At 66.3% G+C, this 21,895-nt stretch carries 24 protein-coding genes; 7 read left to right on the top strand and 17 right to left on the bottom strand.

All coding sequences use genetic code 11. From position 1 onward, the window contains the following. Nucleotides 1–56: 56 nt before the first annotated feature. The 5 genes from A5752_RS09080 to fadD3 are packed head-to-tail and all read right to left on the bottom strand — an operon-like array spanning nt 57 to nt 5,786. Nucleotides 57–1,169: a pyridoxal phosphate-dependent aminotransferase gene (locus A5752_RS09080; protein WP_197500585.1), complete on the bottom strand. Its 1,113-nt coding sequence runs from the start codon at nt 1,167–1,169 to the stop codon at nt 57–59. Between the two features lie 52 nt (nt 1,170–1,221). Then, the gene (gene ipdE2 / locus A5752_RS09075) at nt 1,222–2,163 is read right to left on the bottom strand and encodes an acyl-CoA dehydrogenase IpdE2 (protein ID WP_067084448.1); all 942 of its coding nucleotides are present in this window, start codon (nt 2,161–2,163) and stop codon (nt 1,222–1,224) included. Further along, the gene (locus A5752_RS09070) at nt 2,160–3,116 is read right to left on the bottom strand and encodes an acyl-CoA dehydrogenase family protein (protein ID WP_067084446.1); all 957 of its coding nucleotides are present in this window, start codon (nt 3,114–3,116) and stop codon (nt 2,160–2,162) included. The genes ipdE2 and A5752_RS09070 overlap by 4 nt, the downstream gene beginning before the upstream one ends. Before the next feature lie 4 nt (nt 3,117–3,120). Continuing rightward, entirely contained in the window at nt 3,121–4,245 is a 1,125-nt protein-coding gene (locus tag A5752_RS09065; protein ID WP_067084442.1) for an acyl-CoA dehydrogenase family protein, read from the bottom strand. Further along, nucleotides 4,245–5,786 carry a 3-((3aS,4S,7aS)-7a-methyl-1,5-dioxo-octahydro-1H-inden-4-yl)propanoate--CoA ligase FadD3 gene (gene fadD3, locus A5752_RS09060; protein ID WP_067084440.1) on the bottom strand — a complete coding sequence of 514 codons (1,542 nt, stop codon included), beginning with the start codon at nt 5,784–5,786 and terminating at the stop codon, nt 4,245–4,247. The genes A5752_RS09065 and fadD3 overlap by 1 nt, the downstream gene beginning before the upstream one ends. Nucleotides 5,787–5,861: 75 nt before the next feature. On the opposite strand from fadD3, the gene ipdE1 reads away from it, so the two are divergent. Continuing rightward, complete coding sequence (ipdE1, locus tag A5752_RS09055; protein WP_067084438.1) at nt 5,862–7,010, top strand: acyl-CoA dehydrogenase IpdE1; 1,149 nt, start codon at nt 5,862–5,864, stop codon at nt 7,008–7,010. Next, the gene (gene ipdF, locus A5752_RS09050; protein ID WP_067084436.1) at nt 7,007–7,801 is read left to right on the top strand and encodes a (5R,7aS)-5-hydroxy-7a-methyl-1-oxo-2,3,5,6,7,7a-hexahydro-1H-indene-carboxyl-CoA reductase; all 795 of its coding nucleotides are present in this window, start codon (nt 7,007–7,009) and stop codon (nt 7,799–7,801) included. The genes ipdE1 and ipdF overlap by 4 nt, the downstream gene beginning before the upstream one ends. Here ipdF and A5752_RS09045 read toward each other — a convergent pair. The 4 genes from A5752_RS09045 to A5752_RS09030 are packed head-to-tail and all read right to left on the bottom strand — an operon-like array spanning nt 7,798 to nt 10,830. Beyond that, complete coding sequence (locus tag A5752_RS09045; protein WP_067084434.1) at nt 7,798–8,418, bottom strand: hypothetical protein; 621 nt, start codon at nt 8,416–8,418, stop codon at nt 7,798–7,800. The two genes, ipdF and A5752_RS09045, sit on opposite strands and share 4 nt — an antisense overlap. After that, nucleotides 8,418–9,950 (bottom strand): putative alpha/beta hydrolase, encoded by a 1,533-nt coding sequence (locus A5752_RS09040; RefSeq protein ID WP_067084432.1) that lies wholly within the window; start codon nt 9,948–9,950, stop codon nt 8,418–8,420. The genes A5752_RS09045 and A5752_RS09040 overlap by 1 nt, the downstream gene beginning before the upstream one ends. 6 nt (nt 9,951–9,956) lie before the next feature. Further along, the gene (locus tag A5752_RS09035; protein ID WP_067084430.1) at nt 9,957–10,268 is read right to left on the bottom strand and encodes a DUF2563 family protein; all 312 of its coding nucleotides are present in this window, start codon (nt 10,266–10,268) and stop codon (nt 9,957–9,959) included. 49 nt (nt 10,269–10,317) lie between these two features. Further along, a complete protein-coding gene (locus A5752_RS09030) occupies nt 10,318–10,830 on the bottom strand; it encodes a hypothetical protein (RefSeq protein ID WP_067084428.1) in 513 nt (170 codons plus the stop codon). Between the two features lie 88 nt (nt 10,831–10,918). On the opposite strand from A5752_RS09030, the gene kstR2 reads away from it, so the two are divergent. Together kstR2 and fadA6 are read left to right on the top strand one after the other, a co-directional pair. Beyond that, a complete protein-coding gene (kstR2, locus tag A5752_RS09025; RefSeq protein ID WP_082963813.1) occupies nt 10,919–11,530 on the top strand; it encodes a TetR family transcriptional regulator KstR2 in 612 nt (203 codons plus the stop codon). Between the two features lie 2 nt (nt 11,531–11,532). Next, the gene (gene fadA6, locus A5752_RS09020; protein ID WP_067084427.1) at nt 11,533–12,690 is read left to right on the top strand and encodes a steroid 3-ketoacyl-CoA thiolase FadA6; all 1,158 of its coding nucleotides are present in this window, start codon (nt 11,533–11,535) and stop codon (nt 12,688–12,690) included. On the opposite strand, the gene A5752_RS09015 is transcribed toward fadA6, so the two are convergent. The 8 genes from A5752_RS09015 to echA20 are packed head-to-tail and all read right to left on the bottom strand — an operon-like array spanning nt 12,674 to nt 19,620. After that, entirely contained in the window at nt 12,674–13,585 is a 912-nt protein-coding gene (locus tag A5752_RS09015) for a hypothetical protein (protein ID WP_067084424.1), read from the bottom strand. The genes fadA6 and A5752_RS09015 overlap by 17 nt on opposite strands. Further along, nucleotides 13,582–14,700, bottom strand: a complete 1,119-nt coding sequence (locus tag A5752_RS09010; protein WP_067084422.1) for an NDMA-dependent alcohol dehydrogenase — start codon at nt 14,698–14,700, stop codon at nt 13,582–13,584. The genes A5752_RS09015 and A5752_RS09010 overlap by 4 nt, the downstream gene beginning before the upstream one ends. Before the next feature lie 57 nt (nt 14,701–14,757). Next, complete coding sequence (locus A5752_RS09005; RefSeq protein WP_067084421.1) at nt 14,758–15,483, bottom strand: hypothetical protein; 726 nt, start codon at nt 15,481–15,483, stop codon at nt 14,758–14,760. Further along, entirely contained in the window at nt 15,480–16,133 is a 654-nt protein-coding gene (locus A5752_RS09000) for a SatD family protein (RefSeq protein ID WP_067084419.1), read from the bottom strand. The genes A5752_RS09005 and A5752_RS09000 overlap by 4 nt, the downstream gene beginning before the upstream one ends. 43 nt (nt 16,134–16,176) lie before the next feature. Further along, entirely contained in the window at nt 16,177–17,253 is a 1,077-nt protein-coding gene (ipdC, locus tag A5752_RS08995) for a (3aS,4S,5R,7aS)-5-hydroxy-7a-methyl-1-oxo-octahydro-1H-indene-4-carboxyl-CoA dehydrogenase (RefSeq protein WP_067084417.1), read from the bottom strand. Then, complete coding sequence (ipdB, locus tag A5752_RS08990; protein ID WP_197500581.1) at nt 17,250–17,993, bottom strand: cholesterol ring-cleaving hydrolase subunit IpdB; 744 nt, start codon at nt 17,991–17,993, stop codon at nt 17,250–17,252. The genes ipdC and ipdB overlap by 4 nt, the downstream gene beginning before the upstream one ends. Beyond that, nucleotides 17,993–18,868 carry a cholesterol ring-cleaving hydrolase subunit IpdA gene (gene ipdA / locus A5752_RS08985; RefSeq protein ID WP_067084413.1) on the bottom strand — a complete coding sequence of 292 codons (876 nt, stop codon included), beginning with the start codon at nt 18,866–18,868 and terminating at the stop codon, nt 17,993–17,995. The genes ipdB and ipdA overlap by 1 nt, the downstream gene beginning before the upstream one ends. Next, nucleotides 18,865–19,620 carry a (7aS)-7a-methyl-1,5-dioxo-2,3,5,6,7,7a-hexahydro-1H-indene-carboxyl-CoA hydrolase gene (gene echA20, locus A5752_RS08980; RefSeq protein WP_067084411.1) on the bottom strand — a complete coding sequence of 252 codons (756 nt, stop codon included), beginning with the start codon at nt 19,618–19,620 and terminating at the stop codon, nt 18,865–18,867. Before echA20 ends, ipdA begins: the two co-directional genes overlap by 4 nt. A gap of 64 nt (nt 19,621–19,684) precedes the next feature. Here echA20 and A5752_RS08975 point away from each other — a divergent pair, with 64 nt between their 5' ends. The 3 genes from A5752_RS08975 (at nt 19,685) to A5752_RS08965 (ending at nt 21,850) form a co-directional block, all read left to right on the top strand. Then, the gene (locus A5752_RS08975) at nt 19,685–20,458 is read left to right on the top strand and encodes an SDR family oxidoreductase (protein WP_082963812.1); all 774 of its coding nucleotides are present in this window, start codon (nt 19,685–19,687) and stop codon (nt 20,456–20,458) included. Between the two features lie 30 nt (nt 20,459–20,488). Then, nucleotides 20,489–21,394, top strand: a complete 906-nt coding sequence (locus A5752_RS08970; protein ID WP_067084408.1) for an SDR family oxidoreductase — start codon at nt 20,489–20,491, stop codon at nt 21,392–21,394. 75 nt (nt 21,395–21,469) lie between these two features. After that, nucleotides 21,470–21,850, top strand: coding sequence for a DUF8021 domain-containing protein (locus A5752_RS08965; RefSeq protein ID WP_067084406.1), 381 nt, complete (start codon nt 21,470–21,472; stop codon nt 21,848–21,850). The last annotated feature ends 45 nt before the right edge of the window (nt 21,851–21,895 follow it).

Below are 21,895 nucleotides of genomic sequence, written 5' to 3'. Positions count from 1 at the left end.
CACGCGGCCACCGACAAGCGGCGTCGTGCCTGGTCAGGCCTGTTGAGCGGACGAGCTCAGCCCAGCCAGGCACCGATACGACGCAGCGCCTCCTCGATGTCCGACGACGGCCCCGCGAACGACAGCCTGACGAAGGAACCGCCACGGGTCGGATCGAAGTCGATGCCGGGCGCGATCGCAACTCCGGTGTCGGCGAGCAATTTCGAACAGAACGACAACGAATCCGAGGTCAGGTGCGAGACGTCGGCGTACACATAGAACGCACCATCGGTGGGAGCCAGCCGGTCGATTCCCAGGGCGCGCAAGCCGTCGAGCAGCATCGCGCGGTTGGCGGCGTAATGGTGGAGCAGTGCGTCGGATTCGGCGATCGACTCCGGGGTGAACGCGGCGACCGCGGCGTACTGCGGCAACGTGGGTGGGCAAATCGTGAAGTTTCCGGTCAAACGGTCGACCGCGCGCCGGAGTTCGTCGGGAACGAGCAGCCAGCCGAGCCGCCACCCCGTCATCGCGAAGTACTTCGAAAAGCTGTTCACCACAATCGAATCCCGCGATGTCGCCCAGGCGCAGCTCGCGGTCGGCGCACCCTCGTAGACCAGCCCGTGATACACCTCATCGCTGATTAGCCTTACGCCCCGCGACGCACACCAGGAAGCGATCGCGGACAGTTCTTCGGACGGAATCACCGTGCCGGTGGGGTTGGCGGGGCTGGCGACGATGACACCGTTGACAGGCGGGTCGAGACTCTCGAGCATCTGCACCGTCGGCTGGAAGCGCGTCTCGGGACCACATGGCATCTCGACGACCTCACAGCCCAGCGCGGAGAGGATGTTGCGGTAGCAGGGGTAGCCCGGGCTCGCGATCGCGACCCGGTCACCGACGTCGAAACAGGCGAGAAACGCCAACAGGAATCCACCCGACGAACCGGTGGTGATCACCACGTCGTCGGGATTCACGTGCAGCCCATGCCGATCCAGGTAGGAACTCGCAATCGCCGCACGCAGCTCCGGGATCCCGAGCGCGACCGTATAACCCAGGACGTCGGTCTCCAGGGCCGCCTTGGCCGCCGCCCGAACTGCCGTTGGGGCACCCGCGCTGGGCTGGCCCGCGGACAGGTTCACGAGGTCACCATGACTGCGCTGGCGCTCGGCGGCGGCCAGCCACACGTCCATGACGTAGAAAGGCGGTATTCCGGCACGCAGCGATGCGCTCACGGGTCCAACGCTAGAACACTTCGGATTCGAGCCTGCGCAGGTAGTCGCGCGCAGGACCGAGCAGCTGGGCGCTACTGTGCGCACGCTTGAAGTACAGCTGGATGTCGTGCTCCCAGGTGATCGCGATGCCGCCGTGCATCTGGACCGCCTCCGCGGCGACCTTCGTGAAGGCCTCGCTGGCCGTGAACCGGGCCAGCGCTGCCGACGTCGGTGACGGCGCGGCGATCGCCTCGTCGACGACGGCGCGTGCGCTCTGCACAGCGACGTAGAGGTCCGCCATTCGGTGTTTGAGCGCCTGGAAGCTGCCGATCGGTCTGCCGAACTGCACCCGGTCCTTGGTGTACTGCACGGTGAGATCGAGGCAGCGCGACGCGGCGCCTATCTGCTCGGCGGCCAGCAACAGCGCCGCGGTGTCGGCGAGGCCCGGGTCCGCGCCGATGTCGACGGTCTCGTCCGCATCGAGGCGAGCCAGCCGGCGCGTCAGGTCCATCGCCTCGACACGTTGCGCGGTGAACCGTGTCCACCTCGACAGCCGCTCGCCGTCGGCGGCGATCACCACATCGGCGATGTCTCCGTGGACCACGTAGCCGGCGTCGAACACGACAGCGCCCAACCGCGAGCCCTCTGCGAGTCCCTCGAGCGCTTCGGCATCGGGTTCGTCCCCCGCCAGGAGGGCCAGCTCGGCGAGGGTGGTGCCCAGCAGCGGCGTCGGCACCAGGGCCTTACCGAGCTCCTCGAGCACGACGGCGGCGTCGGCGAGCTCACCACCCGCACCGCCGAGCTCCTCGGGCACCACCAGGGCCGCGGCGCCCACCTGTTCGCACAGCAGCGCCCACAACGATTCGTCGTATCCGCGTTCGGATTCCATCGCCCGGCGCACCGCAGCGGGCGAGGCGTGTTTGTCCACCAGCGCGGCGACCGTCTCGCGCAGCAGTTGGCGTTCTTCGCTCACGAGAGGGCCTCCAAGACTCGGCGACGGTGCAACGCGGGATCTCCCCATGCCGAGCGCAGCGCCTGAACGCGCAGCAGCCACAGCGACAAGTCGTGTTCTTGGGTGAAGCCGATCGCACCGTGTGTCTGAAGCGCCGACCGCGCCGCGAGCAGAGCAGCGTCGCTGGCCGCGGCCTTGGCGGCGCTGACGTCGCGTGCAGTGTCGGCGGATCCCTCGGCGAGCGACAATGCCGCCCCGTACACCAGCGGGCGGGCCAGCTCCACCGCAATGTGCACATCAGCGAGCTTGTGCTTGATCGCCTGGTAGCTGCCGATCACCTTGCCGAATTGACTGCGCTGCTTGGCGTATTCGACCGACATGTCCAGCATCGCCTGTCCGGCGCCCACCAGCTGGGCCGCCGTCGCCAGGACGCCGAACTCGTAGGCCCGCGCCACGTCGGCGGGCTTGGCGTCGCCGGAGGCATTGACGTCGAACAGCTTTCGGCTCGGATCGACCGATTCATGCTGTGTGCCCGCGGCGCCGTCGTGGACCGCGCTGTCGGTGGCGAGCAGTATCAGCCCCGCGGTGTCGGCGTCGACGGCGCGCGGCACCTGCGGAGGCAGGGCGACCGTCGCGATCAGCTCACCGGACGCCAAGGCGGCGCTGCGCTCATCGTCGGCGAGCAGAACCGGTGCGACCGCGATGGATTCGGCGACCGGCCCGGGCACACACCACCGGCCGAGCCGTTCGGCGGCGACCACCAGATCGACCGGATGGGCGTCGATACCGTCGTATTTCTCGGGCACCAGAAGTGCTGTTACACCGAGATCAGCCAGCTGCGCCCACACCTTGCGGCCCGGTGCGGGGTCTCCGGCGGCCCAGGCCCGAACTGCGCCAGGCAGGTCGGCGGCACCGAGAGCGGCGTCGATGCTGGCGGCGAAATCGCGCTGCTGTTCGTCCAATTCGAAGTTCATGTCATTACTTTCGCGGCAGGCCCAGCAGGCGCTCGGCGATGATGTTGCGCTGGATCTCGTTCGTTCCCGCATAGATCGGGCCACCGAGCGAGAACAAAAGGCCTTCGGTCCAGTTGTCGGCCAGCTCGGCATCCGCCCCCCGCATGTCCAGTGCGGTCTGGTGGATGGCGACGTCGAGGTCGGACCAGAACACCTTGGTCACACTCGACTCGGCGCCCAGCTCGCCACCCGCAGCCACGCGGGTCACGGTGCCGAACGTGTGCAGCCGGTAGGCCTGTGCCTTGATCCAGGCATCGGCGACCCGGTCGGCGATCGCGGGATCGGGGTTCTGTTTCCACTGCGCCACAAGCCGTTCGGCGGGGGCCAGGAATCGGGCGGGGCTTCGCAGCGACATTCCGCGTTCGTTGCTCGACGTGCTCATCGCCGCTCGCCAGCCTTGGTGGACCTCGCCGATGACGTCGTTGTCGGGCACGAAGACGTCGTCGAGGAAAATCTCGCCGAAGCCGGTGTCGCCACCCAGCTGAGCGATCGGGCGGACCGTGACGCCGTCGGCCTTGAGGTCGAACATGAAGTAGGTCAGCCCACGGTGCCGCTCGGCTTCCGGGTCGGACCGGAACAGCCCGAACGCACGCTCGCCGAACGGCGCGCGCGAACTCCAGATCTTCTGGCCGTTGAGCAGCCAGCCGCCGTCGGTCTTGGTGGCGGTCGACCGCAGCGACGCGAGATCGCTGCCCGACTCGGGTTCCGACCAGGCTTGGGCCCAGATCTGCTCGCCGCTGGCCATTTTCGGCAGGACTCGGTCGAGTTGTTCCTCGGTGCCGTGCGCGAACAGCGTGGGGGCCAGCATCGACGTGCCGTTGGCGCTCGCGCGCCCGGGGGCGCCGGCGCGGAAGTACTCCTCCTCGTAGACCACCCACTGCAGCAGGCTGGCGTCGCGGCCGCCGTACTTCTGGGGCCAGGTGATCACCGACAGGCCGGCGTCGAAGAGCACCTTGTCCCAGCGGCGGTGCTGCTCGAAACCTTCGGCGGTGTCGTAGGACTTCGTCGGAAGCGAGTCCCGGTTCTTGGCGAGGAACTCGCGCACCTCGGCCTGGAACTCGAGTGTGGCGTCGTCGAAATTAAGGTCCATCAGGAAGATCCGGCCCTCTCGCGCAGCTGTGGTTTGAGTACCTTGCCCCCGGCGTTCCGTGGCAACGCATCCAGGAACTCCACCGATCGGGGAGCCTTGAAGTTCGCCAAATGCTGCCGGGTGTAGGCGATTACGGTGTCCTCGGCGAGAGTGGCGCCGGGCTTGAGTACGACGTAAGCCTTGCCGACCTCGCCGAGGCGATCGTCCGGCACGCCGATCACGGCAGCTTCGGCGACGCCGTCCAACCGTGCCAGCACCTGCTCGATCTCGGCGGGGTACACGTTGAACCCGCCGCAGATGTACATGTCCTTGAGACGGTCGGTGATGCGCAGGTTGCCGTTCACGTCGACGGTGCCGACATCACCGGTGTGCAGCCAGCCTTCGGGATCGATGGCCGCGGCGGTGGACTCGGGGTCGTCGAGGTAACCAAGCATCACGTTCGGACCACGCAGCAGCACCTCGCCCGCGCCGTCCTCTCCCGGGTTGTCAATGCGCAGTTCGAAATCGGCGATGGGGCGTCCGGACGTGGTGGCCACGGTGACGGCGTCGTCGTCGGGACGGCACATGGTGCCGAAGCCGCTCGCCTCGGTGAGGCCGTACGCGGTGAGCACGATGTCGATGTCGAGTTCGGTCTGCATACGCTCGATCAACACGACCGGGATCGTGGCGGCACCGGTGACCGCGAACCGCAGCGAGCTCAGGTCGTAGTCGGCGCGCTTGGGATGGTCGAGCAGCGTCTGGTAGATCGTCGGCGGTCCCGGCAGCACGGTGATGCGGTGCTCCTGCACGGCGGCCATCGTCTTCTCGGGATCGAACGTCAGCTGGGGGATGAGCGTGGCGCCGGTCTGCAGGCAGGCGAGGATGCCCGCCTTGTATCCGAAGTTGTGGAAGAACGGGTTGATGCACAGATAGCGGTCGTCGCTGGTGAGCCTGCCGCACTCGGCCCAGGCCGCGGGGGCGTCGAGCGACTGCCGGTGCGCGCACAGCGCACCCTTGCTGCGGCCGGTGGTGCCCGAGGTGAACAGGATGTCGGACACGTCGTCGGGTTGTACCGCGGCGGCGCGGGTGTCCACCGCATCCAGGTCGGTGCCGGTGGCGATGAAGTCGTCCCAGGTGCCGTCGTCCTTCTCGATCGGCACCCGGACGACGTGGCGTAGCTGCGGGAGGGCGGCGCGGTCGATGGACGCGGCCTTATCGGCGCCGAGGAACTCACCCGATGCGAACAGCAACGGCGCCCCGGTGCGGGACAAGATGTCGGTGGCCTCGCTCGCGGTGTAGCGGGTGTTGAGCGGGACGACGACCCCGCCCGCGTAGTGGGTGGCCAGACAGGCGACGACCCAGTGCCACGTGTTCGGCGACCAGATGGCGACGCGATCACCGGTCGTGATGCCGAGGGCGATCATCGCTGCGCCCGCCCTGCGAGCCTCGTCGCGCAGCTGGGCGAAGGTGAAGGTGCGACCGTCTGTGACCAGCGCATCGTGGTCGGAGAACCGGTCGGCGATCCGGTCGAGGACCCCGGGGATGGTCCGCCGATCGTCCATTGGCCTTCGGCCGTGGCCCCGCGTCATCGAATGCTCCTCTAACAAAGCAAGTGCTTGGTAGGTTAGCCTACAAGGGTGATTGAGGTCGAGGAGTTCCGGGCCGAGGTCCGTGACTGGCTTGCCGCCAACCTCGTCGGCGAGTACGCCGCGCTCAAGGGGCTCGGCGGGCCGGGGCGAGAGCACGAGGCCTTCGAGGAGCGCCGAGCGTGGAATCAGCATCTGGCAGCGGCCGGGTTGACGTGCCTGGGTTGGCCCGAAGAGCACGGCGGGCGCGGGCTGTCGGTTGCGCACCGGGTCGCGTTCTACGAGGAATATGCGATCGCCAACGCGCCGGCAAAGGTCAACCACTTCGGTGAGGAGCTGCTCGGGCCGACGCTCATCGCGTACGGCACCCCCGAGCAGCAGCAGCGCTTCCTTCCGAAGATCCTCGACGTCACCGAGTTGTGGTGCCAGGGCTACTCCGAACCGGGCGCGGGCAGCGACCTCGCCAACGTGGCGACCACCGCCGAACTCGACGGCGACCAGTGGGTGATCAACGGCCAGAAGGTGTGGACGTCGCTGGCGCACTGGGCGCAGTGGTGCTTCGTCGTGGCCCGCACCGAGAAGGGTTCCAAGCGGCATGCGGGCCTGTCGTATCTGTTGGTGCCGTTGGATCAGCCGGGGGTGGAGATCCGCCCGATCGTGCAGCTGACCGGCGATTCGGAATTCAACGAGGTCTTCTTCGATGACGCCCGCACGGATGCGTCGTTGGTGGTGGGCGAGCCGGGCGACGGCTGGCGGGTGGCCATGGGCACGCTGACGTTCGAGCGCGGGGTGTCGACGCTGGGGCAGCAGATCGAGTACGCACGCGAGCTGTCCGGTGTGGCCGAGTTGGCCAAACGCACTGGCGCGGCGGATGATCCGTTGATCCGCGAGCGGTTGGCCCGGTCGTGGGCAGGCTTGCGGACGATGCGGTCGTATGCGCTGGCGACGATGGACGTCGAGCAACCGGGCCAAGACAACGTTTCGAAGCTGTTGTGGGCCAACTGGCATCGCGAGCTCGGCGAGATCGCGATGGACGTGCTCGGCCGCGAAGGTCTGGCGCTGACCGACGGCGACTTCAACGAGTGGCAGCGGCTGTTCCTGTTCTCGCGGGCGGACACCATCTACGGCGGGTCGAACGAGGTGCAGCGCAACATCATCGCCGAGCGGGTGCTCGGCCTACCGAGGGAACCAAAAGGGTGACGAAGGATCTTTCTGCAGCTCCGAAAGAGATTGAGGGACACGGCCTACTGACCGGCAAGGTCGTCGTCGTGACGGCGGCGGCCGGCACAGGCATCGGCTCCGCGGTGGCACGTCGAGCGCTGGCCGAGGGGGCCGACGTGGTCGTGTCCGATCACCACGAACGGCGGCTGGGTGAGACCCGCGATCAGTTGCAGGAACTCGGCTTGGGCCGCGTCGAGAGCGTCGTCTGCGATGTCACCTCGACCGCGCAGGTGGATGCGCTGATCGCGTCGACAACGGCGCGGCTGGGCCGGCTCGACGTCTTGGTCAACAATGCGGGCCTGGGCGGGCAGACACCGGTCATCGACATGACCGACGAGGAGTGGGACCGCGTCCTCAATGTCACGCTGACCTCGGTGATGCGTGCGACGCGCGCGGCGTTGCGGTACTTCCGCGAAGCCGACCACGGCGGCGTGATCGTCAACAACGCCAGCGTATTAGGTTGGCGCGCACAACATTCGCAGTCGCATTACGCGGCGGCCAAGGCCGGGGTGATGGCGCTGACGAGGTGCAGCGCGGTCGAGGCCGTCGAGTACGGGGTGCGCGTCAACGCGGTGTCCCCGAGCATCGCGCGGCACAAGTTCCTGGAGAAGACCAGCAGCTCGGATCTGTTGGACCGGCTGTCGGAGGGCGAGGCGTTCGGTCGTGCGGCCGAGCCGTGGGAGGTCGCCGCGACGATCGCGTTCCTGGCCAGCGAGTACTCCAGTTACCTGACTGGAGAGGTCATTTCGGTGTCGAGCCAGCGGGCTTAGGGACGGCTACCGTCCGCGTGCCGACCATACGCCGGGCGTTGTTTCAGTCTGCGCCTGCATGTCATGTAGAAGTAAAGGTATGCAACGGTGAAGATGCCCACCGTGACTACTGATATCAAGCCGAACTGTAGTCGTTGACCGGCCGCAACAGGCTTGCCCATCAGGGCGTCGCGGTACCCCATCGATAACCCGGCGAGGATTGCGACGACGACTGAAGCAGCCGGGGCCCATTCCCAGCTCTTGGTGACGAGATAGGTGAGTCCGATCAAGATGGCCATCGTCACGCCCAACGTCATGAGCCACCAGGCTTTCCTGGGGGTGAGACCTCCGCCGTAGTTCTCGTCCGCATCGAGCTCTGCGAAGAGCGAGCGAGTCTTTCCACGAACGACGATGAACTCGGTGTTGATGTAGGCGGCGACGATAATGAGGCATCCGATCCCGAAAGCCATCAAGAGCCCGGTACTCCAATCCGGCGGGTAAGCCATCAGAAATGCAGAAACGCACGTGATGGTTGTCGCCGCCCAGAAGACGATCCGTCCGGTCCGTGGCTTCATAAGCCGAGCCGCGAAGATGGCCGCGAGCCCAAGGAATGCAATCACCGTGAACAAGTCATTCATCAGTTACCCGCCAACCACCTGTAGATCCGCTCACCGGCCTCCTCGCCGCCGATCGCGCCCGCTGTCCCGAGGATGAACGCACCCGCGAACGCCCCGGGCGGTCCAGCGACGAGACCGAACTGAGCACCGACGGCGCCCAGAGCCATTGCCCCGGCCATGCTTCCGCCCGTCTTGGAAAGAACCTCTAACCCAGGTGTGCCGGTGCGCCATTCATACAGGCCTACGGAGGCGTCTATCACATTTCCGGCGAAGCCCAAGTGGCCGCCGATCTTCTTCAGCACTTCGACATCGCTCGGCGAAAAGGTCGCTACTTCCGGTTTCCAATGGGACCCGGTGGGCAGCGCTTCAGCGAAATAGTTGAAGGCTTGCTTCCCACCCGCGAGCGGCTTTCCGGCCGCAGATGCCGCGTCCGCGAGATCTTGCGGGACGATGCCTCGCGCCATGCTGTCGGTTGCAGCGGCGGCACCTTCGGGCGACATACCGGCTCGCATCAACTGCTCATGAAGACGGGATATCACCAACTCCCTTGCCAGAGCTTCAGTTTCATTGACCATCGCCGTGGCCTTATCCGGCGGCATCGGTGCTTCCCCAACCAGGCCTTGCACGAGCTGGGCTTGCATCGTTAATCGTGTCCGCGCTTGAGAGCGGGCGTCACCTCCAAGGATCGGATCGGTCGGCAGCGGACCTTGCTTGATCGAAGTGTGGTAGTCGTCCAGGCGCTGCCCGGCGTAACGCACCTGGTCTGAACTCGCGGTCGGATCGTTGATGATGGCGTAGTCCCGCAGTCGCGCTGCCGCAGCCTGCTTCTCCGGCGTCCATACGCCAGGAGAGTTCACCAACGACCGATCGGCTTCGCGTTGGCTGCTCCCGTACTGATCGGCTTCGGCCTTCGCCTGCTGTGTAGCCGGTGAATCCTGCTGACCTTCGGCGTCTTTCATTGCATCCGGCGAGTAACCCTCGGCCGCCATCTCCAGCCGCGACTTGTCCAGCTGCTCGGAATAGGTATCACGCACCCCCTGAACCGACGCCAGTGCCTCTCGCGTCCGGTCGACGGCCGCTTGTCGCAGACCCTCGACGTCGGCCTGTTCACCGTTCGCGGCGGCGACGGCCAGTTCGTGCTCGATCTGGTTGTCGATCCACTTCAGCGCCGCGTCGAGGTTGGAGATGACGACGTCGCCGCTGCGCTGCGCTTCGGCCAGTGACATAGAGACGTTTTGGAGATCGACGGCGACCCGACGGATTTGTTCGTCGCTGAGCTTTAAAGACTCGGTCGCGCGCTGTACCTCCGCCGAGTCGTTGATCGGATGGTCGCCACCGTCCTGACGATCCCACGCGGCGGCAAAACGTTGTCGAGCGACAGCGAATTCATTGCTCGATTCCGTTGTACAGGCGGCGGCGTTGTGGAACGCCATCGCCAGTTCGCTGATCTCACCCGGCGATCCGCCCTGCACCGTGCGGTTGACCTGCCACGGATCGCCTCCGGCTGCACCGGTGAGCATCCCGTGATCCAAGTTCTTGAGGTGGAGCGTCATGGTCGGTCAGCTGATGGCTTCGCCGGCCGAGCGCACCGCCGCCCCGCCGTACTCGTCTCGTTGATCGAAAGTGGTGGCTCCGTCGCTGGCCTTTGTGGCGAAACCATCGAAGGCGGCGTGGTGCCAACGCATGGCCGCTGCTTGTGCTTCGTGCGCTCGGCCCAAGGCGATGTGGAACTCGTGCGCGGCGTCGAAGTCACCGAAGATCCCAGCGGGCAGCGACGTGGCCGCGAACTCCTCTGCACCCCGTTTCACGATCTCACCGGCGCTTTTGGAGAAGTCGGCTCCCATCCGCAGCATCTCGGTATCGACGAACATGATTCGAGCCTAAGCGGATGCCACGAGGGTTCCGCGCACAGATTCCGGGTCAACCAATGCGGAAACCGTAGCGTCTCAGGGGCTCCAGGGGCACGTCGCTGTCGCCCTCGACGACCACGAGCCAATGCTTGCCGTTGTCGTCCACGTGAGTGGCATGGCGGTGCGCTCCGCGCATCCCGGCGAGGTCACCGTCGAGGGTCTCCTCGTCGTCGTACGCCCCGATGACGATCGTGTCGATGGTTCCGGGCGCAATGCACGCGACGTAATCGATCGCTTGGGGTAGCGGCGACTGTGGCGGATCCTCCAACACCATGCGTTTGCCGCATGCTGCCATGATCCAAGCAAGGCCGTAGCTAGTGCGTAATGGCGACTGAGGAGTGACTGTGGTGGTGCTCGACGTGGCGACGGTTTCCGACGATGAATCAGACCATGGATCCATGAAGTACAGCGCGGCCGCTACCAGCAGGATCGCCAATACGATGACGTCGACGAGGACGACGGTCTTCGTGCGCCGGGTCAGTCGGTTCCAGAATCCAGAGGGCCGGTGGGGCGCGTCGGTCACCGCTCATGTGTACCGAACCTCGGGTTGAGAACGCACACGGGCAGTAGCCGAGCAAGCGCTTGGTTGATACCCTGTGTCAGTGGGTCAGGTGCCACAGAAGCAACCGTCGGTTAGCCAGCCGCCGACGCGCAGGGATGAGCTGCTCGAGCTCGCGGCGAAGATGTTCGCCGAACGCGGCCTGCGCGCGACGACGGTGCGCGACATCGCCGACTCCGCGGGCATCCTCTCCGGCAGCCTGTATCACCATTTCTCCTCGAAGGAGGAAATGGTCGACGAGGTCCTGCGGGGCTTCCTCGACTGGCTGTTCGCGCGGTACCAGGAGATCGTCGACACCGAGCCCAACCCGCTGGAGCGCCTCAAGGGCCTGTTCATGACCTCGTTCGAGGCGATCGAACACCGGCACGCGCAGGTAGTCATCTATCAGGACGAGGCGAAGCGGCTGTCCGGGCAGGAGCGGTTCTCCTACGTCGAGCAGCGCAACAAAGAGCAGCGCAAGATGTGGCTCGACCTGCTCAACCAGGGCGTCGAGGAGGGCTACTTCCGGCCCGACATCGACGTCGACCTGGTGTACCGGTTCATCCGTGACACGACATGGGTTTCGGTCCGCTGGTATCAGCCGGGCGGGCCCCTCACGGCCGAGGAAGTCGGCCGTCAGTACCTCGCTATCGTTCTTGGTGGCATCACAAGAGAGAAGGACTGATCATGGCTGCAGCTTCACAGGCCTATGTCATCGACGCTGTTCGCACCGCAGTCGGTAAGCGCAACGGATCGCTGGCCGGGGTCCACCCGGTGGATCTGGGCGCGGCTGGATGGCGCGGGTTGTTCGACCGCGTCGACGTGGATCCCGGCGCCGTCGACGACGTGATCGGCGGTTGCGTGGACGCGATCGGACCGCAGGCCGGCAACATTGCCCGGCTCTCATGGCTAGCGGCCGGCTTCCCCGAGGAGGTGCCGGGCGTCACCGTCGATCGCCAGTGTGGGTCCAGCCAGCAGGCTATTTCCTTTGGCGCACAAGCGATCATGTCCGGAACGGCCGACCTGATCGTGGCCGGCGGAATGCAGAACATGAGCCAGATTCCGATCTCATCGGCGATGACCGTCGCCGAGCAGTTCGGATTCACTTCTCCCACAAACGAATCGAAGAGCTGGCTGCACCGGTACGGGGACCAGGAGATCTCACAGTTCCGCGGCGCCGAGCTGATCGCGGAGAAGTGGAACATCTCCCGCGAGGAGATGGAGCAGTACTCGCTGACGAGCCACCAGCGTGCGCAGGAGGCGATCCGCTCCGGCTACTTCGAGAACGAGATCATTCCGGTCGACGGTTTCGTCACTGACGAAGGTCCCCGCGACACCTCACTGGAGAAGATGGCCGGTCTCAAGACGCTGGTGGACGGCGGCCGGCTGACCGCCGCGATGGCCAGCCAGATCTCCGACGGCGCCAGTGCGGTGCTGTTGGCCTCTGAGCAGGCCGTCAAGGAGCACGGGCTCAAGCCGCGTGCCCGCATTCACCACATCAGCGCCCGCGGCGCGGACCCGGTGTTCATGTTGACCGGGCCGATCCCTGCAACGGAGTACGCGTTGAAGAAGACCGGCCTGTCGATCGACGACATCGACACCGTCGAGATCAACGAAGCCTTTGCGCCCGTCGTGATGGCGTGGCTGAAAGAGACCGGCGCCGACCCCGCCAAGGTCAACCCCAGCGGCGGGGCGATCGCACTCGGCCATCCGCTGGGCGCGACGGGCGCCAAGCTCTTCGCCACAATGCTGAACACGTTGGAGCGCACCGGCGGTCGCTACGGCCTGCAGACGATGTGTGAAGGCGGCGGAACCGCGAACGTGACGATCATCGAACGCCTCTGAGGTCATCGCGCTCACTTCGTATCAGCTCGCGTATCTCAACGAACCCGTTGTCTCGGCGCGCCTCCAAGATCCATATCAGGGTGATCACGGGCAGCGGAGCGACGGCCGCCCACCAGTTGGCGCTCGCGGGCAGGAGATCGGCGATGACGTCGGCCCTCGAGGTCCCGTTCACCGTGGCCGGGAGCCACTCGTTGAGAAGCACCTCCAACGTGCGGGTCGTTTCGAAGGGGCCGATGGTGGTCGCGACAACCCAACTGACACATGAGATCCCGAGCGACCATGGCCATGCCAACAGCAGCGACTGCCGATCCACCAGCTCGGCGGCGCACCGCACCGTTTCGGCGAGGTAGGCGACGCCCAGCGCCGCCAGCAGCACCCCGATCTGCGCGGTGAGCAGGTCGTCGATGACCGGATGCGCAAACTCGTCGTCGCGACGAGTTGGCAGCCCGATGGCCAGCGCGACGAGTCCGGCAACCAGGGCGAGCGTGGCCAGCCGCGCCGCGGTGTCGCTGACGCGGTCGAACGAGTCGACGACCGTGCGGATCACCAGGCGCGACGACGTCGTAGGTGCGGTTCGGTAGAAGACCATCAGCACAAGACCGGAGACGACGATGGCGATGAGCCAAGTCATCACGGCCGTGCCCACCGCGGTCAGGGCCAGCGAACCGACCAGCGGAACCAGCACGTCATCGGTGCTGACACTGCTACGGATGACGACCAGTGGCACGGCGCCGAACGCCAATACACCGGCAAGGCCCAACATCAACGGGAACGTGAATCTCGTGAGATCGGCGGGATTCAGGTCGAGCTTGCGATTACGGACGGCGTGGATCTCGGTACCCAGCACCGACCGCACATGCGACAGCCAGCGCACCTGTGGTCCGCCGGCCGTCACGAGTGGTCGTGGATGATCACACCGCGGATGTTGCGCCCCGCGAGCATGTCGTCGTAACCCTCGTTGATGTTGTTGAGTTTGTACTCCGCAGTGACGGTTTCGTCGAGCAAGAGCTTGCCGTCGCGATAGAGGTTGAGTAGCCGCGGGATATCGGCGCGCGGATTGGCCTCGCCGTAGAGGCTGCCCAACAGCCGCTTCTGGAACAGCGTCATCATCGCCATCGACAGTGTCGGCGTGACGTCAGCCATCGAGGCGATCGCGGTCATGACGACCGCGCCGCCCTTGCGGATGATGTTGAGCGCCTCGTCGATCATCCGGCCTTCGAGCACGCCCATGGTCAGCAGCGCGGAATCGGCCATCACGCCGCGGGTGAGCTCACCGACCAGTTCCATGGCCTCGGGCATGGACGTCACGAAGTGAGTGGCGCCGAACTCGAATGCCTTCTCCCGCTTGTCCTCCACGAGCTCGACCACGACGATGTGTTCCGCGCCGGCCAGTCGCGCGCCCTGGATCGCACCGCTTCCGATGCCACCGCAGCCGATGATCACGACCGTGTCGCCGGGGCTGACGTCGGCGGTGTTCACGGCCGAACCCCAGCCCGTCATCACCCCGCAGCCCAGCAGGCAGGCCCGGGCCAGTGGAAAGTCGTCGTCGATCTTGACCACCGACGCCTCCGACAGCGTCCCGTACTGGGAGAAACTGCCGACGCCGGAGAGGATTCCGACGTCCTTGCCTTGAACCTTGCGCCGGTACGTGCCGTCGGCCTGGAGGCCGACCAGGATCAGCGCGCCGAGGTCGCACAGGTTCTGATGCCCGCTGGCGCACCACCGGCAGCGCCCGCACGCGGGCAGGAACGAGCTGACCACGTGGTCGCCGACCTCGAGGTCGCGCACGCCCGGCCCCAGTTCGACGACGACACCGGCCCCTTCGTGGCCGCCGATGATCGGCAGCGGCACACCGGCGAAATCACCCGTGACGACGTGGTGGTCTGAATGGCACAGCCCGGTCGCCTCGAACGAGACGAGCACCTCGCCTTCCTTCGGACCGTCGAGGTCGATCTCCTCGATGCTCCACGGCTCGTTGAGTCCCCACAGGACGGCGGCGTTCGTCTTCATGGGCGCGAGTGTAGGAAACCCGCGCCCGGATTACGGGCGAATCGAAAGGCTTACCGTTCAGTGTGCGAGGGCCAGCCCGCCCAGTGCGACGATCCAGCTCGCGAAGCTGCCGACGAGGAAGTATTCGGTGACCTCGTCGATACCGATGCCCCCGTTCTCGCGTGCCTTCTGGGCGTTGATCTCTGGAAAGCGAATGATGCTCTTGGCCGCGACGACGGCCGTCGCGGCAGTGAGTTGGCCCGCCAGGCCCAGACCGAGGATCAGCACCCGCTCCATCGGACCGAGCAGTCTGCCGCCCTTCAACCGGTCCGAGGCCTGCGGCTCGCCCGCCGGCTTGACCGAACCGACAGAGCCAAGAATCAAGCGTACCAACTGATTTCCGGTCACGAGTTGCATCAGCATCACGCCGACGACCATCAACAGCCGGTCGGGAGACACCGCGATGCCAACCCAAGACGGCCATCTGGCCGCTACGCCGGCCACCTCCGAGCTCCAGCCCGCGAGCAACACCAGCAGTCCGAGGGCGCCCCCGAACACGACGAGCGGCGCTATTTGTCGACGGCCGGTGCGCTCGGCTCGCTCGCACAGCAGCACCCAGCAGACGCTTGCGGTCGCGGCCACGATGAGCAGCACGATGTCACCCCACCGCCACAACCCGGCCAGTGCTGCGCAACCGACCACGACAAGGGGCGCCGCCGCGACCGACAACCAGACGCGATCGACAAGTCGCCGAACGACATCGGCGACGCCTATCGCGATCAACAGAACGGCGACCGCACTCACGGCACGTCTCGCAGGTACTGCGCCGCGAGCAGGATCAAGTCCAAGCCGTCGCGGCCCGCGCGTTGGGACACCGCCGACGCGCTGATGCCCTCAGCGGTCGCCATGTCCTTCTTCGTCTTGCCGGTCAACAATCCCTTCACAATCCTCAGTGAGCGGTCATCGAGCGATCCAATCAGGTGGTCCCGACAAATCAGGGCCGCGTTGATCGCGTCGACATCGTGACGGCTTCCGACCTCGGCCCGAAACGACGTACGTACCAGTGCCAGCCCTGGTTGCCGCTGCGCGGAGGCGGTCCACTCGATCGCCTCGCGGGCCGTCCACCAGCCCGGCCCATCCTGGATACCCGACTCCGAGTCCAGCACCGTGACGGCGCCCCAGCCGATACCGAACCTCACATCGATCTCGGGGGCGACGGCCATTCGGACGACCAAAGCCGCTTCGATCGCCGCGCCCACCGTCGGATAGCTGCCCTGGAACTCGTCACCGACCGTGAACGCGGCCGCGTCGATGGCTCCGCCGGCGACCTCAGCGAGCGCATTGCTGAGCGTGCGGTGCGTGGCCGCGCGATCGGCGGCGCGGCGCGAACCGACCACATCCCCAATCAACGTGGCCCGAGGACCCGATGAAGCAGTGCCCTTCAGTCTTGCCATATGAAGACTATAGCTTCACCTTGACAAATTTAAGGAATATACTTCACTCGATATAGGCGTTGGCGCTCTGCAGACGTTTGATGGCGTCGGCCACGATCGTGTCGATCAGCTCGGCGCACGACGGCAGATCGTCGAGGATGCCCGCGACCTGACCGGAGGCGAGCACGCCCGCGTCGGTATTGCCTTCGACTAGGCCGGCTTTGAGCAACATCGGCGTGTTGGCCGCCATCACCACCTGCGACCAGGTCAACTCCTTGCCGTGCCGCATCTCCAGGCCGTCGCGGATCATCGACCGCCACGTCATGCCCGACATCTTCTTGAACTTCTGCGCGTTGCGGACGGCGGCGGTGAACCCACGCAGCTGTGACCCGCTTTCCAGCTTCTCGACCAGGCCGGTGCGCAGCACCCGGTGCGGCATGCCGTCGACGCGGGTCGACACGACGGTGCCGTCCAGGCCCGATTCGAGGTACCGCCGCTTGACCGCATCCGGGACAGTGGAATCCGACGTCAGCAGGAAGCGAGTGCCCATCGCGACGCCCGCGGCGCCGTAGGACAGCGCCGCCGCGAGCCCGCGGCCATCGAAGAAGCCGCCCGCCGCCACCACGGGGATGTCCACCGCGCCGAGCACCGACGGCAACAGCAGCGTCGTCGCGATCGGCCCGGTGTGACCGCCGCCCTCTCCGCCCTGCACGATGACTGCGTCGGCACCCCAGCCCGCCACCTTCTTTGCATGCTTGGCCAGCCCGACCGACGGAATCACCACGACCCCGGCGTCTTTGAGCTTGGCGATCAAATCGGGTTTCGGTGCGAGCGCGAACGACGCGACCTTGACGCCCTCGCGGATCAGCAGGTCGATGCGTTCTCCGGCGTCGCCCGCATCGGCGCGGATGTTGATGCCGAACGGTTTGTCGGTGGCGCTCTTGACCTTGGTGACCGCGGTCTGCAGTTCCTCGAGGGTCATGGTCGCCGACGCCAGGATTCCGAGACCGCCGGCGTTGGAGGTCGCGGACACCAGCCGCGCACCGGCCACCCAGCCCATACCGGTCTGGACGACCGGATGTTCAATGCCGACGAGTTCGGTCAGCGGTGTGCGCAGCTTGGCCTTGCCCGGGTCGCTCACCGTATTTCCTTGTCCCGCAATCCCTTGGGGTCGATGACCTCACGGATCAGCTTCTGCTCGTCCTCGGTGGGCAGCCGGGTCTGTTCGGCGGAGTTCAGGCCGTGCACCTCGAACGAGGTGTTCTCCGCGACCTGTTCGGGCTCGATGCCGGGATGCAGCGACACCGCTCGCATCTGATGGTCGGGGCCGTTGAAGTCGAATACGCCGAGGTTCGTCACCACGCGGTACACATTGACGAACCGATACGCCGGATTCTCGGGATCGACCTTGTCCCAACCGATCCCGGAGACGATATCGACGGAGTCGCCGAAGACTCGCTTCGAATGGTTGCCCACCCAGTAGCTCGTCGCGTGGTTGATGGTGTTGCCCGGTGCGCCGCGGACGCCGAACATCTGGCGGGTCGGATGCTGCAGCGGCCCGAACGCCGACAGATTCTGGTTGCCGTATCGGTCGATCTGGTTGGCACCCATGACCACGTGACGCCGTCCCCAGGCCAGTGTCTCGAAGACCCGGCCGAACGGCATCCATCCCTCGATCGCGCCTGCGGCGCCGATCGCCGGGGTGTCGGCGAGCAGGCGGGCCTCGCCATCGGTCAGCAGGATGTCAGGGGAGAAGGTGAGGCGGGCCAGGCGAGCGCCGATCGAGACCATCGTGGTCATCGGGCTGACCATGATCTCGCCTGCGTCGCGGAACAATTCGGCGCACGCGATAGCGCACACCTCTGCGCGGGACACCGACATCACACCGCCTCCTGGAACTTGCGCACCGCCGCCTGGTAATCGGCCTCCGTGCCGGACAGATATGTCCGGACGAACTCCTGCCAGGTGTCGTCGGACTTGGCTGCCTCTGCATAGTGCCGCTGGAACTTCTCGTCGCGCCGGTAGTCGGGTTCTGCCGTCGTGAAGTGTGCGCCGTTGGGCGCTTCGACGACGGTGTCGACCATCATCCGGTTGATCAGAAGCGCCTGCGGGGGCACCGCTTTGACCAGCTCGTCGGTCTGCACCACCCGCTCGACGGAAAGGAAGCGGCGTTCGGCGGCCATCAGGTAGAGATCGTCGAAGTACGGGTCGATGCCCGTGTACGCCGCATTCCCCTGAGCGTCGCCGAGATTCATGTGCACGAAGGCGGCATCCAGCGTCAGCGCGGGCATCGCGATGAGTTCCTCGTAACCCTCGCCGGTGGGGTAGGGGGAGCGCACGGTTTTCAGCTCGTCACCCCAGAACGCGCGGACGTCGCTGCCGAGCCCGGCCCGGATCGGGAGGAACGGCAGCCGTTGCGCGGCCGCCTGCAGCCCGCATCGAAGCATGCCCTCGTCCATCTCGCGGGCCTCGATCGCACCGGTGGTGCGCGCTTTGGCGAACCACGGGTCGTAGAACGGCGACGAGTCCAGCGAGACGAAGCCGTAGTAGACCCGTTTCACCTTGCCCGCCGAGCACAGCAGGCCGAGATCGGGTCCGCCGTAGGTGACGACGGTGAGGTCATCGACGTCGGTGCGCAGCAGCGCCCGCACGAACGCCATCGGCTTGCGGCGAGAGCCCCAGCCGCCGATGCCGATCGTCATGCCGCTGCGGATCTGCGAGACGGCGGCGTCGAGCGTGCTTCTCTTGTCTGTCACTTCTCCCCCTTCGACGTGCCCGCGAAGGCATCGCGGTGCTCGTCGGAGACGCCCGCCAGGTTCAACTCGAACGTAAAGCCCTGTTCCATGCGGTAACTCGAGTTGACCCGCTGGACGTCGATGAGGTTCAGCGCCTCCTTGGCCGCCCGGATCACCCGGGTGTCCTTGGCGGCGATGTCACGCGCGACGCGCAGCGCGGCCTCGTCGAGTTCCTCGCGCGGAACAACCTCGTGCACCGACCCGAAGTGGTGCAGCGTCGCCGCATCGACCGTCGCGGCGGTGAAGAACAGCCGGCGCATCACGTGCTGCGGCACGAGGCGCGACAGATGCGTCGCCGCGCCGAGCGCGCCGCGTTCGACTTCCGGCAGCCCGAACGTCGCGTCGTCGGAGGCGACGATGACGTCCGCGTTGCCGACCAGCCCGATGCCGCCGCCGACGCAGAAGCCGTTGACCGCAGCGACCACCGGGACCGCGCACTCGTAGACCGCCTTGAACGCCGCGAAGCAGCCGCGGTTGGCATCGATCAGCGCCGTGAAGCCTTCGGTGCGCTGCATCTCCTTGATGTCGACTCCGGCGTTGAAGCCCCGCCCGGTCGCGCGCAGGATCACGACGTGCGTCTCAGGGTCGGCCCCGGCCTTGGTGATCTCATCGGCAAGGTCGAACCAGCCGCGCGAAGGAATCGCGTTGACCGGCGGATAGTCGACGGTGACCGAGACGATGCCCGGTTCGGTGGTGGTACGAGTGATTGTCATCTGAGCTCCCGAGCACTTCCTGGGTTCGGTAGGAAAGCAAGCACTTGCTTGGTACGCTAGCACAGTGACCGACCTGCGAGACATAAACCTCGGCCTCGGAGGCAGGGTGGTGCTGGTGACCGGCGGCGTGCGCGGAGTCGGTGCCGGTGTCAGCGCCGTATTCGCCGATCAGGGCGCCACGGTCGTCACGTGCGCCCGACGGCCCGTCGAGGGTCTGCCCTACGAGTTTCATCCGTGCGATGTGCGTGACGACGATGCCGTCGCGTCGATGATCGAGACGATCGCCGAGCGCCACGGCCGCCTCGACGTCGTGGTGAACAATGCAGGCGGATCCCCCTACGTCCTGGCCGCCGAGTCGTCGGCGAAGTTCAGCCGCAAGATCGTGGAGCTCAACCTCCTTGGACCGCTCTCGGTTTCCACTCACGCCAACGCGTTCATGCAGAAGCAGGAGCGGGGCGGGTCGATCGTCAACATCGCCAGTGTGAGCGGACGCCGTCCCACCCCGGGCACCGCGCCCTACGGTGCGGCCAAAGCCGGGATGGAGAGCCTGACCTCGACCTTGGCCGTCGAGTGGGCGCCGAAGGTCCGGGTCAACTCGGTGGTGGTCGGGATGGTCGAGACCGAGCAGTCCGAACTCTTCTACGGTGACGCGGATTCCATCGCGGCGATCTCGCGCAATGTCCCCCTCGGGCGGCTCGCCAAACCGGCCGACGTGGGTTGGGCCGTCGCGTTCCTCGCTTCCGACGCCGCGTGTTACATCAGCGGCGCATCGCTGGAAGTGCACGGAGGCGGCGAGCCACCGCATTACCTTTCAACCACCACTGCCGACATCAAATAGCGCGCTCAAAAAAGCAAGGAGACAACAGATATGGGATTGCTCGACGGTCGAGTGGTCATCGTCACGGGGTCGGGCGGCGGCATCGGTCGCGCGCACGCGCTTGGGTTCGCCGCCGAGGGGGCCCGCGTGGTGGTCAACGACATCGGCGTGGGCCTCGACGGGTCACCCGCGAGCGGCGGCAGCGCCGCGCAAAGTGTCGTCGACGAAATCACCGCTGCCGGAGGGGAAGCCGTCGCCAATGGTGCCAATGTCGCCGACTGGGCCCAGGCCGAGGGCCTGATCCAGACGGCGGTCGATACGTTCGGCGGGCTCGACGTTCTGGTGAACAACGCAGGCATCGTCCGCGACCGGATGTTCGCCAACACCAGTGAAGAGGAGTTCGACGCCGTCATCGCCGTGCACCTCAAGGGACACTTCGCCACCATGCGGCACGCCGCGGCCTACTGGCGTGCGCAGTCGAAGGCCGGCAACCCGGTCGATGCGCGGATCATCAACACGAGCTCGGGCGCAGGCCTGCAAGGCAGTGTGGGACAGGCGAATTACAGCGCCGCCAAGGCCGGAATCGCGGCACTGACCCTCGTGGCTTCCGCGGAGATGGGCCGGTACGGCGTCACGGTCAACGCGATCGCGCCGTCGGCTCGGACCCGCATGACCGAGACGGTGTTCGCCGACATGATGGCCACCCAGGATCAGGACTTCGACGCGATGGCGCCGGAGAACGTCTCCCCGCTGGTGGTTTGGCTGGGAAGCGTCGAATCCAAGGACGTCACCGGCCGCATGTTTGAGGTCGAGGGCGGCATCGTCCGGGTCGCCGAGGGGTGGGCACACGGGCCGCAGGTCGACAAGGGCGCTCGGTGGGATCCCGCCGAACTCGGCCCGGTCGTCGCCGATCTGCTCGCCAAGGCGCGTCCGCCCGTGCCGGTCTACGGCGCCTGAGCGGCCGGGGCGAAGCCGTCGTGTCCGTGAACCGGGGCCGCGACTTTGGCATGGCAGTCGTCCTATGCTCGGTCGATGGGCACAGTCTCTGACACCGATCGCATCGCCGCCGCGGAATCCTACATCGATGCGCTGGTCAGCCATCGGGCCGACGACGTCCCCTTCGCGCCGGACTGCATCAGGATCGAAAACGGCCTCAAGACCGGCTTTTCGGGTGCGCATCTGCGGCGCAGCCTGAATCGCGGCCTACAGTTCCGGATCATCTCGGCGATCGTCGATCGCGAATTCACCGTCGACGGGGACGAGGTGCACGCGACGTTCACCGTCGTCACCAAGCCGAGGATCGCCGGGCGCCGCGTGGGCGCCCGCACCGAGGAAACGTTCCGCATCCCGGCGCACGACGGAAAGATCCACCACATTCATGCTCGCGTGCGACCGGCACTGCTGCGCGACTGAACACGCACATAGTTCCTCTGCGCCCGTCGATTCCGGGCCGACGTG

This window comes from Mycobacterium sp. 852002-51961_SCH5331710 (genome assembly GCF_001665535.1).
Taxonomy (GTDB): domain Bacteria; phylum Actinomycetota; class Actinomycetes; order Mycobacteriales; family Mycobacteriaceae; genus Mycobacterium.
Note: the sequence above shows the minus strand (reverse complement) of the source record. Positions and strands in the feature narration are given on the sequence as shown.

Coding starts and splice junctions, on each gene's coding strand:
- A5752_RS09000 (WP_067084419.1), bottom strand. CDS start 16,133: ATGGCAAGACTGAAGGGCACTGCTTCATCGGGTCCTCGGGCCACGTTG.
- A5752_RS09065 (WP_067084442.1), bottom strand. CDS start 4,245: ATGGACCTTAATTTCGACGACGCCACACTCGAGTTCCAGGCCGAGGTG.
- fadD3 (WP_067084440.1), bottom strand. CDS start 5,786: ATGGACGATCGGCGGACCATCCCCGGGGTCCTCGACCGGATCGCCGAC.
- A5752_RS09045 (WP_067084434.1), bottom strand. CDS start 8,418: ATGAATGACTTGTTCACGGTGATTGCATTCCTTGGGCTCGCGGCCATC.
- A5752_RS09070 (WP_067084446.1), bottom strand. CDS start 3,116: ATGAACTTCGAATTGGACGAACAGCAGCGCGATTTCGCCGCCAGCATC.
- ipdB (WP_197500581.1), bottom strand. CDS start 17,993: ATGTCGGTGTCCCGCGCAGAGGTGTGCGCTATCGCGTGCGCCGAATTG.
- A5752_RS08970 (WP_067084408.1), top strand. CDS start 20,489: ATGGGATTGCTCGACGGTCGAGTGGTCATCGTCACGGGGTCGGGCGGC.
- A5752_RS09010 (WP_067084422.1), bottom strand. CDS start 14,700: ATGAAGACGAACGCCGCCGTCCTGTGGGGACTCAACGAGCCGTGGAGC.
- fadA6 (WP_067084427.1), top strand. CDS start 11,533: ATGGCTGCAGCTTCACAGGCCTATGTCATCGACGCTGTTCGCACCGCA.
- A5752_RS09035 (WP_067084430.1), bottom strand. CDS start 10,268: ATGTTCGTCGATACCGAGATGCTGCGGATGGGAGCCGACTTCTCCAAA.
- A5752_RS08965 (WP_067084406.1), top strand. CDS start 21,470: ATGGGCACAGTCTCTGACACCGATCGCATCGCCGCCGCGGAATCCTAC.
- A5752_RS09040 (WP_067084432.1), bottom strand. CDS start 9,950: ATGACGCTCCACCTCAAGAACTTGGATCACGGGATGCTCACCGGTGCA.
- A5752_RS09080 (WP_197500585.1), bottom strand. CDS start 1,169: ATGGACGTGTGGCTGGCCGCCGCCGAGCGCCAGCGCAGTCATGGTGAC.
- echA20 (WP_067084411.1), bottom strand. CDS start 19,620: ATGACAATCACTCGTACCACCACCGAACCGGGCATCGTCTCGGTCACC.